Genomic DNA, 13779 nt, shown 5'->3' with positions numbered 1-13779 from the left:
TGCTGGTGCCTTGAGCATCGGCCGCGCCTCCCATCTGCCCGCAGCCCGGCCTGCGGCCTTGCGGATCGGCCCTGCGGGCCGGCGCGCGTGGGATGATTCGAAGGTGAACGACGGGCACCCGCCACGCGCGGGGGCAGGCAAGCGCGGGCGGCAGGGGAGATTTGGGGATGCACGGCGAGGATCACGCGCTGTTCGTCGCGGCGCTGGCGCTTTTGACAGCCGCGGTGATCTCCGTTCCCCTCGCCAAGCGGCTCGGCTTCTCCCCCATCGTCGGCTACCTGCTGGTCGGCATCGCCATCGGCCCGGTGGGCTTCAACGTGGCCGACCCCTCGCTCGTGTCCACGGTGGCCGAGCTCGGCGTGGTGATGCTGCTGTTCCTGATCGGGCTGGAGCTCAAGCCCTCGCGGCTGCTGTCCATGGGCCGCTACATTTTCGGCCTGGGAGCGGCGCAGCTGCTGCTGAGCGGGCTGGCCTTCGCCCTGCTGGCTTTCTTCGTGTTCGGTTTCGGCCTCGCGGCGGCCATCGTCAGCGGCATGGCGCTTTCGGTGTCCGGCACCGCCATCGCCCTCCAGCTTCTCAACGAGCGCGAGGACCTCGCCAGCCCCTACGGCCAGCGCACATTTTCCATTCTTCTGTTCCAGGACATCGCGGTGGTGCCGCTGCTGGCGCTGGTGCCGCTGCTGGCGCCGGGGGAGAGCAAGCTCGCCCGCGACCCGATGACGGCCATGCTCAATGCGGGCACGGCCATTGTCGCCATCGCCTTCATCGTCGTGGCGGGGCGCTACCTGCTCAATCCCCTGTTCCGGGTGCTGGCCCGCTCGGGCGCGCGCGAGGCCATGACGGCAGCGGCCCTGCTGGTGGTGCTGGGCGCTGCCGGCCTGATGGAAGCGGCCGGCATGTCCATGGCGCTGGGGGCCTTCCTGGCCGGCCTGCTGCTGTCCGAATCCACCTTCCGCCATGAGCTGGAAGCCAATGTGGACGCCTTTCGCGGCCTGCTGCTCGCCATGTTCTTCATGAGCGTGGGCATGTCGCTGAACGTGGCCGTGGTGGTGGACCATATCGGCCCCCTGCTCATCGGTACGGTCCTGGTGTCGCTCACGAAGGGCGTGGTGGTCTATTCGGTCTTCCGCAACGACAACATCCCCCCGCAGCAATCGGCCCTGGCCGCAGTGGTGCTGCTGCCAGCGGGCGAATTCGCGTTCGTGCTGTTCCCGCTCGGCCTCAGCACCGGGATCCTGAAGCCGGACCAGGCGGATTTGCTGATCGCCATGGCTGCGCTCACCATGATTGTCGGCCCCCTGCTGTTCGCCGCCATGGGGCTCGTCCTCCCGCGCATCTCGCGGGCCGCGCCGGAGCCGCAGGCCGATGATTTTTCCGATGCCGACGGCACGGTGCTGGTGATCGGCTTCGGCCGGTTCGGGCAGATCGTGTCCCAATGCCTGCTGGCGGAAGGCGTGGGCGTCACCATCATCGACAACGATGTGGAGATGATCCAGAGCGCCGGCCGGTTCGGCGTCCACATCTATTATGGAGACGGCACCCGGCTGGAGGTGCTGCGCGCCGCGGGGGCGGAAACCTGCAAGGTCATCTGCGTGTGCGTGGATGACAAGGAAGACGCCAACCGCATCGTGGAGGTGGTGAAGGCCGCCATTCCCGGCGCCAAGCTGTTCGTGCGCAGCTATGACCGCATCCACTCCATGGAGCTGATGCGGCTGGGTGTGGACTTCGAGATTCGCGAGACGCTGGAATCGGCGCTCGGCTTCGGCGGCCGCACCCTTCGGGCCCTGGGTGTGAGCGCGGAGGGCGCCAACGCGCGGGTGGCGGACGTGCGCGCGCGTGACCGCAGCCGGCTTGAGCGCCAGCTCGAGGAAGGCATCTTCGCGGCGCCCGAGCTGGTGCGCGGGCGCAAGGTGGAGCCAGAACCGCTCCACACCCCGGAGAAGCCCGCCCGCCCGCTCAATCCCGAGGCTCAGGACATCCTGAGCCACGAGACCGAGTTCTCCGGCTAGGGCAACCTTCCACAACCCTTCGTGATTTTGACGCCGCCATGGCGTAAGCTGTCGTCGACAGCCGCCTGACGGCATGCTCCACCGAGAGCGACCTCCATCCGCTGCGGCATCAGCCTTCCGGAGCGGTTGCCAAAAATGCCTGCGCATCCCATGCGGGTGCGGAAAAACAAGAACCGCGGTTCGCGGACGAGGAAACGGACCGGAACCGGCGGGGCGCCATCTCAGCCTCCAGGCGGCAACCGGCGGAGGAGGTTGGATGGATCAGTTCGTGGAGCTGCTGCGCGCCGCTCAAGGGGGACAGGGGATGGAGAATCTTGCACGGGCCTATGGCCTGTCCGCTCAGCAGACCAAGGCTGTGGCCGACGCCATGATGCCCGCCTTCGCCGATGGCTTCCGCCATGTCGTCCAGTCGCCCGAGGCCATGGCATCCCTGATGGCGCTGATGCTCAGCGGTCCTTACGGCTCGTTCTACGGCCAGCCCGGCGGCTACGGCGCCTATGCCCAGCCCAGCCCGCCGCCGCCGCCCCCCTCGCAGCCGGACATCAACCAGGCCGGCGCCGACGCCCTAAATGCGGTGTTCGGCTCCAATGAGGTGAGCCGGGCGGTCGCCAACCAGGTGGCGGCCTCCACCGGGCTCGGCATCGCCATGGTGCGGCAGATGATGCCCACCTTCGCCAGCCTGTTCGTGGGGGGGCTCGCCAAGTCGCTCGCCGCCTCCGGCGCGCTGCAGACCATGACCGCCGCCCTGCTCAGCCGCATGCCCCTCGGCCTGCCGGAAACGCGGCCTGCCCCCATTTCCTCGGGCAATCCCTGGATTGACGCGTTCCTGGCCTTCTCGGCCACCACCGCCAGCAGCCCCAACTATTCCACCGGCAATCCGTGGGCGGATTCGTTCGCTCGGGCGATGTTCCAGCGCCCCCCCCAGCCGCAGCAGCGGGCCAACCCCGCCAATGCCTGGCAGGACGTGGTGAACGCCATGGCAAGCACCCTGGCCCAGGCGGGTGCGCCCGCACCGAGCCCCGCTGCTCCCCCGCCGCCGCCACCGCCGGCGCCGCCGCAGAGCGCCCAGGCCGATGCGATGGCGAACCCGTTGCAGCCCTTCCAGGAATTCTTCGCGAAGCTGTTCGCCCAGGGCTTTCCGCCGAACGTGCCGGGCGTTGACCGTCAGCCTTACACGGTGCCCGAATTCTGGCTGGACGTGCTGAACCGCTCGCGGCCGACGACGCCGGAAGCGGAGATCCTGCCGCCGGACAAGCCGCGCCTCGTGCAGAAGGGCGGCGACGGCAAATAAGCGACGCGGGACGCCACTCCCGACAAGGCGGTGCGCCTTCGCCCCGCGCTTCCCGCATCAGGGGACGAGGCGGGCCATGATCGGAGAATCTAAAGCCCGCGAGGCGCACTCGCGGGCTTTTCCTTGCCGCCTCTTGCACGGGCTATCGGGCGACGCCCGCGGCACTGCCCGCACGACCATAAAAAAGACCCGCGCCGGTTGCGGTCGGCGCGGGTCCAGCATCGGCGGGCTCCGAGGGGTGGACCCGCCGAGATCTCGGTCAAAGCGTTTTCGAGCGCGGTGGCAACCGGTTCGCTCGAAGGAAGCGCATGGAAACAAAAGGATAGGCCGTTTTCGGGATTTCCGTGAAAGCCCCGGACGCTCTGGCGCCGGCTCTCAGCCGCGCGCTGCCCTGGACGCGCGGTCACGCTGGTCCAGGCACCGGGCGGCGCGCCGCTCGGTGGCACGCAGCACCAGGAGGCGGGTGGGGTCCGCCCCAAGGGGCTCGGACACCGCATCGCACACATCAGCGCGCGTGATGCCCATGTCCTTGAGCATGTGATCGTCGAGAGCCGCCAGGCGGGCCATGACGCGACGGTGTTCGAGCACGCGCCCCGCGGCCTTGAGCCAGGACATCGCACGGGTGTTGGCGCGGGCGATACCAGCCATCGCCGCCAGAACCACGCAGGCGACCACCGCGCCCACCGGAGCCATCACCATTCTACGGGTTTCACCGTGCATGCTCATCGCCATCTCCATCACTGCGACACGGGATGCCGCTCTCCTCTGCTGAGCTGAATGTCGTGTCTTCCGAACGGCTGCGGGACCGGTCTTTTCCCGCGCCCCGCCGCGGAAGCGCGGCCCCTTGTGCCTCCTGCGCATGAATCACGCTAGCGAATGTTATTCATCTCACATATCATTTTGCGTGATGGATAAGCCGAGGCCGCGAGAGCTCCGCGCGCCCGTGGGAGACGCCATGACCGCCTTGCTCGATCCCGACCAGTTGCGCACCTTCGTCGCCATCGCCGAAACCGGCAGCTTCACCCGCGCGGCGGATGTGGTGCACAAGACCCAGTCGGCGGTTTCCATGCAGATGAAGCGCCTGGAAGATCGCGTGGGGCGCCCCCTGTTCGCCCGCGACGGCCGCGCCTCGCGCCTGACGGAGGATGGGGACCGGCTGCTGGATTTCGCCCGCCGCATCGTGCGGCTGAACATGGAGGCGGTGTCCAGCTTCGCCGACATCGAACTTTCGGGGCGGGTGTGCCTGGGCGTGCCAGACGATTATGCGGACCGCTACCTGCCGGACATCATGGCCCGCTTCTCACGCACCCATCCTTCGGTGGAACTGACGGTGATCTGCGAGCCGACCGCCGAGCTGGTGCAGCGCATCGCCGCCGGAACCATCGACCTTGCCATCATCACCGCCACCGAGATCACCTCCCGCAATGCCCAGGTGATCCGGCGCGAGCGGCTCATGTGGGTGTCGTCGGCGCGCCATGCGGTGCATCAGGAACCGGTGGTGCCGCTCGCGCTCGGCCGGCCCACCTGCCAGTGGCGGGATATTGCTGTCGCGCGCCTCGCCACCGCCGGGCGCGGCCATCGCATTCTCTATTCCAGCCCCAATAGCGGCGCGGTGGCGGCGGCTGTGCTTTCGGGGCTCGCGGTGTCGGTGTTTCCCGAATCGGGGTTGCGGCCGGGCATGCGGGTGCTGGGCGCCTCCGATGGCTTTCCGCCCCTGCCGCCCTGCGATATCGGCCTCTTGCGCAACCGCCACGAGCCCTCGCCCCTGGCCGAGGCCCTGGCCCAGCACGTCATCCAGGGGCTCGACAACCTCACGGAACAGGAAGCGGCGCAGTAGCGCGCCTCCGGCAGCAGTGGGCCCTTGCCTGATGGGCGAAACGGCGGAACTCTTAGCCGCCGCCTTTCGCCCGAGAGAAACATGAAGCGCGCCCCTGCCCTGATCTGGTTTCGCGACGACCTGCGCCTGTCGGACAATCCCGCCCTCCACGCGGCGGCCGAGGGTGGCGGGCCGATCGCCGCCCTTTATGTGCTGGATGAGGATTCCCCCGGCATCCGCCCCCTGGGCGGCGCCGCGCGCTGGTGGCTCGCCGGGTCGCTGCGCTCCCTTTCCGCCCATCTCGGCCAGCATGGCGTGCGGCTGCTGCTGCGACGCGGCCCGGCGGCGCGCATCGTGCCGCAGCTGGCGGCGGAGCTGGGCGCGGAGCGGGTGCTGTTCAATGATCGTTCGGGCGCCGCGGAAGGCCGCGTGGATGATGAGATCACCGAGCATCTGCGGCGCGAGGGGCTGCGGGTGGAGCGCTTCTGCGGCCACCTCCTGCATGCGCCGGGAACTGTGTTGACCGGCGCCGGCCGGCTGCCGCGCACCTTCGCCGCGTTCCACCGGGCATGCCTTGCGTCGCCGCCGCCCGGTCCGCCCTTGCCCGCCCCGGGACATCTCGCGGCCGCGCCCACCGATCTTGCCAGTGAGCCCCTGGAGAGCTGGGGGCTGGAGCCGGAACGGCCCGACTGGGCGGGCGGCCTGCGCCTGGCCTGGCGGCCCGGGGAATATGCCGCGCAGACGCGCCTTGCCGACTTCATCGAAGAAGGCCTCGCCGGCTATGAGCAGGGGCGGGATTTCCCCGCCCGCCCCAACGTCTCGCGCCTGTCCCCCCACCTCCGGTTCGGGGAGATCTCGCCCCGCCAGATGCTCACCGCGGTGACCTATGCGGGCGACGCCGCGCCCGGCAGCGACGCCCTGAAATTCACGGCGGAGCTTTATTGGCGCGAGTTCAGCCACCATGTGCTGGCGGCGATGCCGGACATGGCCTTGCGCAACATCCAGTCCGCGTTCGATGCCTTTCCCTGGCGCGAGTGCCCGGGCGAGCTGAAGGCCTGGCAGCGGGGCCTCACCGGCTATCCCATCGTGGATGCCGGAATGCGCGAGCTGTGGCAGACCGGCTGGATGCACAACCGCGTGCGCATGGTGGTCGCCTCCTTCCTGGCCAAGCATCTGCTCATCGACTGGCGCGCCGGCGAAGCCTGGTTCTGGGACACGCTGGTGGACGCGGACCCCGCGAGCAATCCCGCCAACTGGCAATGGGTGGCGGGCACCGGGCTCGACGCCGCCCCCTATTTCCGCATCTTCAATCCCGTGCTGCAGGGGGAGAAGTTCGACCCCCGGGGCGACTATGTGCGCCGCTTCGTGCCCGAGCTCGCCGGGCTGCCGGCCGCCCTCATCCACAAGCCCTGGACGGCGGATGCGGCCACGCTGCGGCACGCCGGCATCCGGCTCGGCACCACCTATCCGCTGCCGGTGGTCGACCATGCCGCCGCCCGCGAGCGGGCGCTGCTCGCGCTCAAATCAACGAAAATATGATGTGTATTTTTCCTTGATACAGCACGTTTTGAAGAGTTAGATTGAGCCCACTTTCTTTAAGGGCTTAATCGATGACAATCCGTAATGGCCTTGTGGAATCCATTGGCAACACCCCTCTCATCCGGCTGAAGCGTGCCAGCGAGCAAACCGGCTGCGATATCCTCGCCAAGGCGGAGTTTCTCAATCCCGGGCAATCGGTGAAGGACCGGGCCGCGCTCGGCATCATCAAGGACGCCATCGCGCGCGGCGCGCTGCGCCCCGGCGGGGTGATCGTGGAAGGCACAGCGGGCAATACGGGCATCGGCCTCGCACTGGTGGCAGCTCCATTTGGCTTCCGCACTGTCATCGTCATTCCCGAGACCCAGTCCCAGGAAAAGAAGGACATGCTGCGGCTGGCCGGCGCCACACTGGTGGAGGTGCCCGCCGTGCCCTACTCCAACCCGAACAATTACGTGAAATATTCCGGCCGCCTGGCGGAGGCGCTCGCCAAGAGCGAGCCCAACGGCGCCATCTGGGCCAACCAGTTCGACAATGTGGCCAATCGCCAGGCCCACATGGACACCACCGGCCCCGAGATCTACGCCCAGACCGACGGCAAGGTGGATGGCTTCATCTGCGCTGTGGGCTCCGGCGGCACGCTGGCGGGCATTGGCATGGCGCTGAAGGAGCGCAATTCCGCCATCAAGATCGCCCTCGCCGATCCGCCCGGCGCCGCGCTCTATTCCTATTACACCACGGGCAAGCTGGCCTCGGAGGGCTCATCCATCACCGAGGGCATCGGCCAGGGCCGCATCACCGCCAATCTGGAGGGTGCGCCGGTGGATCTTGCGTTCCAGATTCCCGATTCGGAATCGGTGCCCGTCGTGTTCGACCTGCTGGAGCACGAGGGCCTGTGCGTGGGCGGCTCCTCGGGCGTGAACGTGGCCGGCGCCATCCGCCTCGCGCGGGAAATGGGCCCCGGCCATACCATCGTCACCATCCTTGCGGATTACGGCACGCGCTACCAGTCGAAGCTGTTCAATCCCGACTTCCTGCGCTCCAAGAACCTGCCGGTTCCCGGCTGGCTGGAACGCAAGGCGCAGGTGCCCAGCGTCTTCCTGTGACAGGCCTGCGACGCCGGGCCTGTGGACGACGCGCCCGGCGTCCGCCGACGGAGAGGACCGGCCCGGCTAGAACCATGGGGCACACGCCCCACTTGCGACCAGGAGAATGCGCATGGCCGAAACCTCCCCCTTCGTTTCCACCGAATGGCTGGCCGCCAATCTTGGCGCGCCCGACCTCGTGGTGGTGGACGCCTCCTGGCACATGCCCGGCAGCGGGCGCGAAGGGGCGCCGGAGTTCCTGGCCCAGCACATTCCCGGCGCCGTCCATTTCGACATCGACGCCATCGCCGACCACTCCACCGACCTGCCCCACATGCTGCCGGACCCGCACAGCTTCGCCCAGGCGGCGGGCGCCCTGGGCATCGGCGACGGCCTGCGGATCGTGGTTTATGACAGCGTCGGCCTGTTCTCCGCGCCGCGAGTGTGGTGGACGTTCCGGGTGTTCGGCGCGCAGGATGTGATGATCCTTGATGGCGGCCTGCCGAAATGGCTGGCGGAGGGGCGCCCGGTGGACAATGGGCCGGCCCGCCGCGCCCCCGCCGTCTTCACCGCGCGCATGGACCACTCCATGGTGGCGGACATCACCACGGTGGAGCGCGTGCTCGCCGCCGGCTCCGCCCAGGTGCTCGACGCCCGCAACGAAGCCCGCTTCCGGGGCGAGGCGCCGGAGCCGCGCGAGGGACTGGCCAGCGGCCACATGCCGGGCGCCTTCAACCTGCCCCACGCCCGCGTGGTGGAGAATGGCCGCCTGCTGCCGCCCGATCAGGTGCGCCCCATCATCGAGGCCACCGGGCTCGATCTGGCCCGCCCGGTCATCACCTCCTGCGGCTCCGGGGTCAGCGCGGCCATCCTCTGGCTGGCGCTCGAATCCATCGGCAAGCGCCCGCAGGCGCTCTATGACGGTTCGTGGACTGAGTGGGGTTCCAGCGGCAAGCCTGTCGCCGTCGGCTGAACGCGCCCCTCACAGCCGGGCGGGCGCCTCCGCCGGCCCGGCCAGGGCGGCGCGGTCCGCCTCGGTGAGCGCAGCCGCGCCGGCCGGTCGCAGGAGCAGCAGGGCTTCCCCCTCCACCTCCCGCATCGGCCGGTGATGGGCCCAGCCGAATACGTCCACGACGAGGTCGGGGGCCTGCTCGCCAAACCAGGCCAGCGCCTCCGCCGGGCCGATCTGCTGAATGATACGCGGGCTGGGAGCCCGCTGGCCCAGCAGCAGCAACCGCGCCCCGCGACGCGCCCGCGCCGCCACGGCGGCCAGGGCCGCGGCCGGGTCATGCACCGCCTGGAGGTCAATCGGCTCGAAAGTCACCCGTGTGCCCAGACGCCGGGAGAATCCGTGCGCCGCCAGCATCCGCCGCGCCATGCCGGTAAGCCCCAGCACCGGCGCGCCCCGGCGGTGACGGCGCAAGGCGCGCGCGCCGAAGCGCTGTTCCAGAACCTGATGGTCGGCGCTTGAAAGCGCCCGCAGCGCTGCCGCCATGCCGCCATTGCGCGCGAGTTCCACGTCCAGCGCGGCCCCCGCCTTCGCCAGCCGGCGGATGGGCGCTCCATACCAGGGCAGGCGCGGCGCGGGGGGCTGGGCGCAGGCCTCCTCCACCCGCCGGCACAGGCTCTCCCCATCATCCTGGCGCACCAGCCCCTGCTCAAGAACGTGGCCCACCAGGGCGGCGACCCGGCCCGGCTCAGGCGCCGCCGGCGGCCCCGCACCAAGGACCGCCCCAAGGTCCGCGCCGTCCTCGATGTCAATGGTGAGACCCTTGCGCCCGTAATAGGGCTCTCCCCAGGCGATGACGGGACGCCCCGCCATCAGCGCCTCCATGCCCACATTGGAAGAGTGCAGCCCCACGACATCGCAGAGCGCAAACAGATCGTGGATGGAGACATTGCGCACCAGGCGCACATGCTCCGGCAACCCTTCCGCCCGGCCGGGATCGGGCCCGCGGGGATGCGCCTTGAAGATGACGCGCCACCCCTCGGGCAGGCTGCGGAAGACCGCCCGGTAGATACTCGCCAGGTCCGGATAGTTCCGCAGGCTCACGGTGATGCTGGCATCGAATGCCACCTGGCCCGGCACGAACAGAACCGGCCCCGGCCGCTGTGCAAGCCACGCCTTCAGCCCTTCGAGCTCGCCGCTGTCGGTGGACTGCTGATATTTGGAGCCGCGCTCGGCACGGATGCGGGCAATGAAGCCCACCGCACGCACCGCCGCCCCCCCCTCATCGAGGCCCTCGCCCCTCTGCCAGGTGCGGTCGATGCGATGGGCGCCGCGAAAAAAGTGCGGCGCATAGGGATCCACGAAGTGGTAGCCGGGAAAAAAGGGGCTTTCCCAATACAGATAGCGGATGCCGAGATGGCTGCTCGCGGCCGCCAGAAGGCGTGAGAGGACCTCGGCCCCATGGGGCACGAACACCACCTCCGGCGCCAGCTTTTCCATCACCGCGAGCGCTTCGCCCGTCACCCCGCGCAATTGCTGGCTCCAGACCGATTCGGTCAGCAGGCTGTCGATGCGCGCGTCGTCGATGGTGAGGCTGTGGGCCGACAGGTCGATGAGATCCGGGCGGAAGCCATGACGGGCCTGGAAGGCGAAGGCGGACAGACGCGGCGCGGCATCGAAGCCGCCCTGCAGCAGCACCGGCCCCTCGGGATCGCAGGCCGCATGCGCCTCGTCAGACCAGAAGGGGACGATCTGCGGCTCGAAGCCGCCGGCGCGCGCGGTCTGCGCCAACAAGGCGGCATTGGTGGCCGATTCCTCCCCCACCATGCGGAAGATCACCGCCCGTCGCGCCCGACCACCCACCATCACCCATCCACCTGCCTCTGCTGCGAAAGGGTATAGACCGCTTTCGCCCGCTCCACACCCGCCCGAGAAAGGAACCCATCCGCCTTGGCAGGGCTTCGTGAGATGCCACAGCCGCACGCCCTACGCGAATCAGCGGTATAACTCGCGCGTTTCGAGGGTGCCGAGGCGATCAAATCCGGGTATCAACCGCTCGGGAAACCGAAACCAAACCCGCCCGCCGGATCCGGCACGCCACAAACGGAACCGAATTGGGATGCACCAGGGAGGAATGCAGGGAGGAATGATGGAGACATCCCCCATTCAAGAGGAAGCTGCAGCATTGGGTGCGGTGCCCCTGGTCTGGGCCGCGGCGACGGCGGACCAATCTCACCTCAATCTCGGCGACGCACTGAGCCCGGTCATGGTGGCCCTGCTCTCCGGTCTTCCTGTCGTCCATGCCGGCCACAATGCGAAGCGAACCCGCATGGCCGCGGTCGGCACCATTGGCCAGATGCTGCAGAACGGGGATGTGACCGTGTGGGGAACAGGCGCGTCGCGCTACAGCAATCCCCATGTGGTGCCGCGCTCCGATCGCATGCCCTTCACACCCTACCCCGGCACCCGCTACCGCATCGCCGCCACGCGCGGCCCGGTGTCCCGCGCGCTGTTCGCCCAGGAAGAAACCGGTGCCCCGGCAGCCTACGGCGATCCGGTGTGGCTGCTCCCGCAATTCTACCGTCCGCAGATCGAGAAGAAGTGGGAACTCGGGGTCATCGCCCACCTTTCCGACCTCAGCGGATCGGACCTGGACGCTCCCGTGCGCCCCGAGCTGCTGCGCTATCAGCTGCCGGAGGAGTTCCGCGACAGCGTCCGCATCATCCGCACACGCACCGCCATTTCCGCGGCCGCCCTGCGTGAGCGGCTCGACGAGATCCTCGCCTGCCGGCGCATCGTCTCCGCCAGCCTGCACGGCATGGTTTTCGCGGAAAGCTACGGCATTCCGTGCCTCTATTTCTCCCCGCGCGGGACCCAGCGCGGCTTGGTGCGCCAACACCTTTCCCCGGACAACGGCCAGGATTTGCGCATCACGGACCTCTACCAGGGCCTGGGCCTGAAAGAACTGCCAGTTTATGTTCAGTCGCGGCGCGCACGCACCAACTGGGCCCACCTGATGAAGAGCATCGACCGCTTCTGGGAGCCAAAGGCGTTCGACTACGAACCCCTGCTGTCGGCGTTCCCACTGGAGATGGCCCCGCTCCATCCGCTGCCGGGCCAAAGCGTGTTCGAGCATCCCCTGATTCGCGACCTTCCCTTCCAACACACCAGTTTCACGCGGGCCAACATGGTGGCGAAGACCGCCCCGCAAGGCCTCAAGCGGCTGGTCCGCCGGCTCATGAAGCGCGATGCGGACGAGGCCGCCGCCGACACCTCATCCGAGACTTCGGGCCTCCATTGACAGGACACCCCATGGCCGCCGACAGCCGCTCCCGCCGCTTCATCATGATCGACGGCTACAACCTCGCTTTGGAACGGGGGACAGGCGTTGCGACCTATGCGCGCAATCTGAGCTTTGCCTGCGGAGCACTCGGATACCGTACGGATATCCTCTACGGCATTCCCTCCGCCACCACGAAGGACCCCTTCTTCCGCGAAGTGTCGTTCTTCGCGACCCAGCCCGAGCGGACGAAATGGACCACGCGCCTCGCCCGTGACATTCACAGTCTGACCACGCCGCACGTGAATCCACGGGCGCTTTCCATTCCCGTCAGCGGGCGGGTCATCATCGACCAGTTCGCGAGCCAGCTCCCGCACTTCGACCACATCTGGAATGCGGCGAACCTGTTCGATCGGGCCTTCACCCTTTACTATGCGTACCGCCGCTTCAGCACGGTTGTCGGCACCGATACGCCGGACATCATGCATTGGACCTATCCGCTGCCCATCCGGCTGAAGAATACCAAGAACATTTATACCATCCACGACCTGGTGCCGCTGCGCCTGCCCTACACGACGCTGGATAATCGAAAATATTATTTCAGCCTCATCAAGGCCCTGCTGCAGCGGGCGGACCATATCGTTACCGTCTCCGAGTCCTCGAAGAAGGACATCGTCGAGATCTTCGGCTACCCAGAGGAAAAGATTACCAACACCTATCAGGCCGTCTCCATTCCGCAGCCCCTGCGCGAGAAAAGCGACGATGTGGTGCGCCAGGAGGTCGAAGGCGTCTTCAATCTGCCCTACAAGTCCTATTTCCTGTTCTTCGGCGCCATCGAACCGAAGAAGAATGTCGGCCGCATGATCGAGGGCTATCTGTCGAGCCAGGTGAAGGAGCCGCTGGTGCTCGTGGGCAAGCCCGCCTGGAAGGCGGACCGCGAGTTGCGCGTGCTGGCTGAAACCTCCCACGGGGAGCGCGTGCGCAGGTTCGAATATGTCTCCTTCCCGTTCCTCGTCAGCCTCATCCGCGGCGCGAAGGCGGTGCTGTTCCCCTCTCTTTATGAAGGTTTTGGCCTGCCCATCCTGGAAGCCATGCTGCTCGGAACGCCGGTACTCACCTCGAATCGCAGCTCCATTCCCGAGATCACCGGCGACGCCGCGCTGCGGATCGACCCCTACGACACGCGCGCCATCGCCGAGGGAATCCAGACCCTTTCCGCCGACGCAGCCCTGTGCGAGACGCTCAGCGCCAAGGGGAAAATTCAGGCAGATCTGTTCTCGCCCGAGCGCTATCAGGCCCGTGTCCGCGCCCTCTACGATCAGCTGCTCGCGCCGAACGGATGAAGGAATACCCCCAGAACACCACAAGGCCGGCAATGCGAACCAGGGCCATTCGTGCTAGGCACTTGGTCAACACTGTCGCAAGCCGTCAACAGACTGTCGAGATGGTACTATCGTCTTACGCGACCGGATCCGCCAAGCTCGCTTTCCAACGCAATTGCGCGCCGTTTCGTCATCAATATTGAGTGGAGGTATGATAAGGCCGCGGAAATCAGGAAGTCTGGGCCTCTGCGCCATACCTGCTGTGTTTCATTTCCGCTGTTCGTGTCCATTTGTCGTCGCAATCAGGCGATGCTCTTGGGCTTCCCCTTGAAGGGGCGGACCAACGAAACGCTTCGACTTGATTGACGCAGTGCCCACGAAGATCGTAACGGGACAGTCTTGAATCACGCTACACCGCCGAGAGTGGCGCTCTCGCACCACAAAAGGTGGCTGAAGCCGTGATGCGGTAAGGAATGAGGGGCGCTCCTGCG

The 13779-nt window shown here is 67.6% G+C and carries 10 protein-coding genes; 8 read left to right on the top strand and 2 right to left on the bottom strand.

Going from position 1 to position 13779, the window contains the following annotated elements; all coding sequences use genetic code 11:
- The first annotated feature begins 167 nt into the window (after window positions 1-167).
- Window positions 168-2009 carry a monovalent cation:proton antiporter-2 (CPA2) family protein gene (locus tag V5F26_RS09820; protein WP_394947926.1) on the top strand — a complete coding sequence of 614 codons (1842 nt, stop codon included), beginning with the start codon at window positions 168-170 and terminating at the stop codon, window positions 2007-2009.
- A 256-nt stretch (window positions 2010-2265) separates the two neighbouring features.
- Entirely contained in the window at window positions 2266-3300 is a 1035-nt protein-coding gene (locus V5F26_RS09815) for a DUF937 domain-containing protein (protein ID WP_394947925.1), read from the top strand.
- A 375-nt stretch (window positions 3301-3675) separates the two neighbouring features.
- On the opposite strand, the gene V5F26_RS09810 is transcribed toward V5F26_RS09815, so the two are convergent.
- Entirely contained in the window at window positions 3676-4026 is a 351-nt protein-coding gene (locus V5F26_RS09810) for a YjiS-like domain-containing protein (RefSeq protein ID WP_394054473.1), read from the bottom strand.
- Window positions 4027-4255: 229 nt separating this feature from the next.
- Between V5F26_RS09810 and V5F26_RS09805 the strand changes: the two genes are divergently transcribed.
- The 4 genes from V5F26_RS09805 (at window position 4256) to sseA (ending at window position 8710) form a co-directional block, all read left to right on the top strand.
- Complete coding sequence (locus tag V5F26_RS09805; protein WP_234052466.1) at window positions 4256-5137, top strand: LysR substrate-binding domain-containing protein; 882 nt, start codon at window positions 4256-4258, stop codon at window positions 5135-5137.
- A gap of 81 nt (window positions 5138-5218) precedes the next feature.
- On the top strand, window positions 5219-6655 hold the full coding sequence (locus V5F26_RS09800; protein WP_394947924.1) for a cryptochrome/photolyase family protein: 1437 nt from the start codon (window positions 5219-5221) through the stop codon (window positions 6653-6655).
- 71 nt (window positions 6656-6726) lie between these two features.
- Window positions 6727-7758 carry a cysteine synthase A gene (locus tag V5F26_RS09795; RefSeq protein ID WP_394054477.1) on the top strand — a complete coding sequence of 344 codons (1032 nt, stop codon included), beginning with the start codon at window positions 6727-6729 and terminating at the stop codon, window positions 7756-7758.
- Between the two features lie 112 nt (window positions 7759-7870).
- Window positions 7871-8710, top strand: coding sequence for a 3-mercaptopyruvate sulfurtransferase (gene sseA / locus V5F26_RS09790; RefSeq protein ID WP_234052469.1), 840 nt, complete (start codon window positions 7871-7873; stop codon window positions 8708-8710).
- A gap of 9 nt (window positions 8711-8719) precedes the next feature.
- On the opposite strand, the gene V5F26_RS09785 is transcribed toward sseA, so the two are convergent.
- Entirely contained in the window at window positions 8720-10552 is a 1833-nt protein-coding gene (locus V5F26_RS09785; protein ID WP_394947923.1) for a capsular polysaccharide export protein, LipB/KpsS family, read from the bottom strand.
- A 280-nt stretch (window positions 10553-10832) separates the two neighbouring features.
- Here V5F26_RS09785 and V5F26_RS09780 point away from each other — a divergent pair, with 280 nt between their 5' ends.
- Window positions 10833-11987, top strand: coding sequence for a polysaccharide pyruvyl transferase family protein (locus V5F26_RS09780; RefSeq protein WP_394054481.1), 1155 nt, complete (start codon window positions 10833-10835; stop codon window positions 11985-11987).
- Window positions 11988-11998: 11 nt separating this feature from the next.
- Window positions 11999-13309, top strand: a complete 1311-nt coding sequence (locus tag V5F26_RS09775) for a glycosyltransferase family 4 protein (protein ID WP_394054483.1) — start codon at window positions 11999-12001, stop codon at window positions 13307-13309.
- The last annotated feature ends 470 nt before the right edge of the window (window positions 13310-13779 follow it).

Origin of the sequence: Xanthobacter variabilis (assembly GCF_043831965.2) — a bacterium.
Lineage (GTDB): Bacteria > Pseudomonadota > Alphaproteobacteria > Rhizobiales > Xanthobacteraceae > Xanthobacter.
The sequence above is the reverse complement of the archived record's forward strand: the minus strand, read 5'-3'. Positions and strand labels throughout refer to the sequence as shown.

Excerpts from the sequence above, each read along its gene's own strand:
- V5F26_RS09815 (WP_394947925.1), top strand. The coding sequence starts at position 2,266 with ATGGATCAGTTCGTGGAGCTGCTGCGCGCCGCTCAAGGGGGACAGGGG.
- V5F26_RS09820 (WP_394947926.1), top strand. The coding sequence starts at position 168 with ATGCACGGCGAGGATCACGCGCTGTTCGTCGCGGCGCTGGCGCTTTTG.
- V5F26_RS09800 (WP_394947924.1), top strand. The coding sequence starts at position 5,219 with ATGAAGCGCGCCCCTGCCCTGATCTGGTTTCGCGACGACCTGCGCCTG.
- V5F26_RS09785 (WP_394947923.1), bottom strand. The coding sequence starts at position 10,552 with ATGGTGGGTGGTCGGGCGCGACGGGCGGTGATCTTCCGCATGGTGGGG.
- sseA (WP_234052469.1), top strand. The coding sequence starts at position 7,871 with ATGGCCGAAACCTCCCCCTTCGTTTCCACCGAATGGCTGGCCGCCAAT.
- V5F26_RS09780 (WP_394054481.1), top strand. The coding sequence starts at position 10,833 with ATGATGGAGACATCCCCCATTCAAGAGGAAGCTGCAGCATTGGGTGCG.
- V5F26_RS09795 (WP_394054477.1), top strand. The coding sequence starts at position 6,727 with ATGACAATCCGTAATGGCCTTGTGGAATCCATTGGCAACACCCCTCTC.
- V5F26_RS09805 (WP_234052466.1), top strand. The coding sequence starts at position 4,256 with ATGACCGCCTTGCTCGATCCCGACCAGTTGCGCACCTTCGTCGCCATC.
- V5F26_RS09775 (WP_394054483.1), top strand. The coding sequence starts at position 11,999 with ATGGCCGCCGACAGCCGCTCCCGCCGCTTCATCATGATCGACGGCTAC.
- V5F26_RS09810 (WP_394054473.1), bottom strand. The coding sequence starts at position 4,026 with ATGAGCATGCACGGTGAAACCCGTAGAATGGTGATGGCTCCGGTGGGC.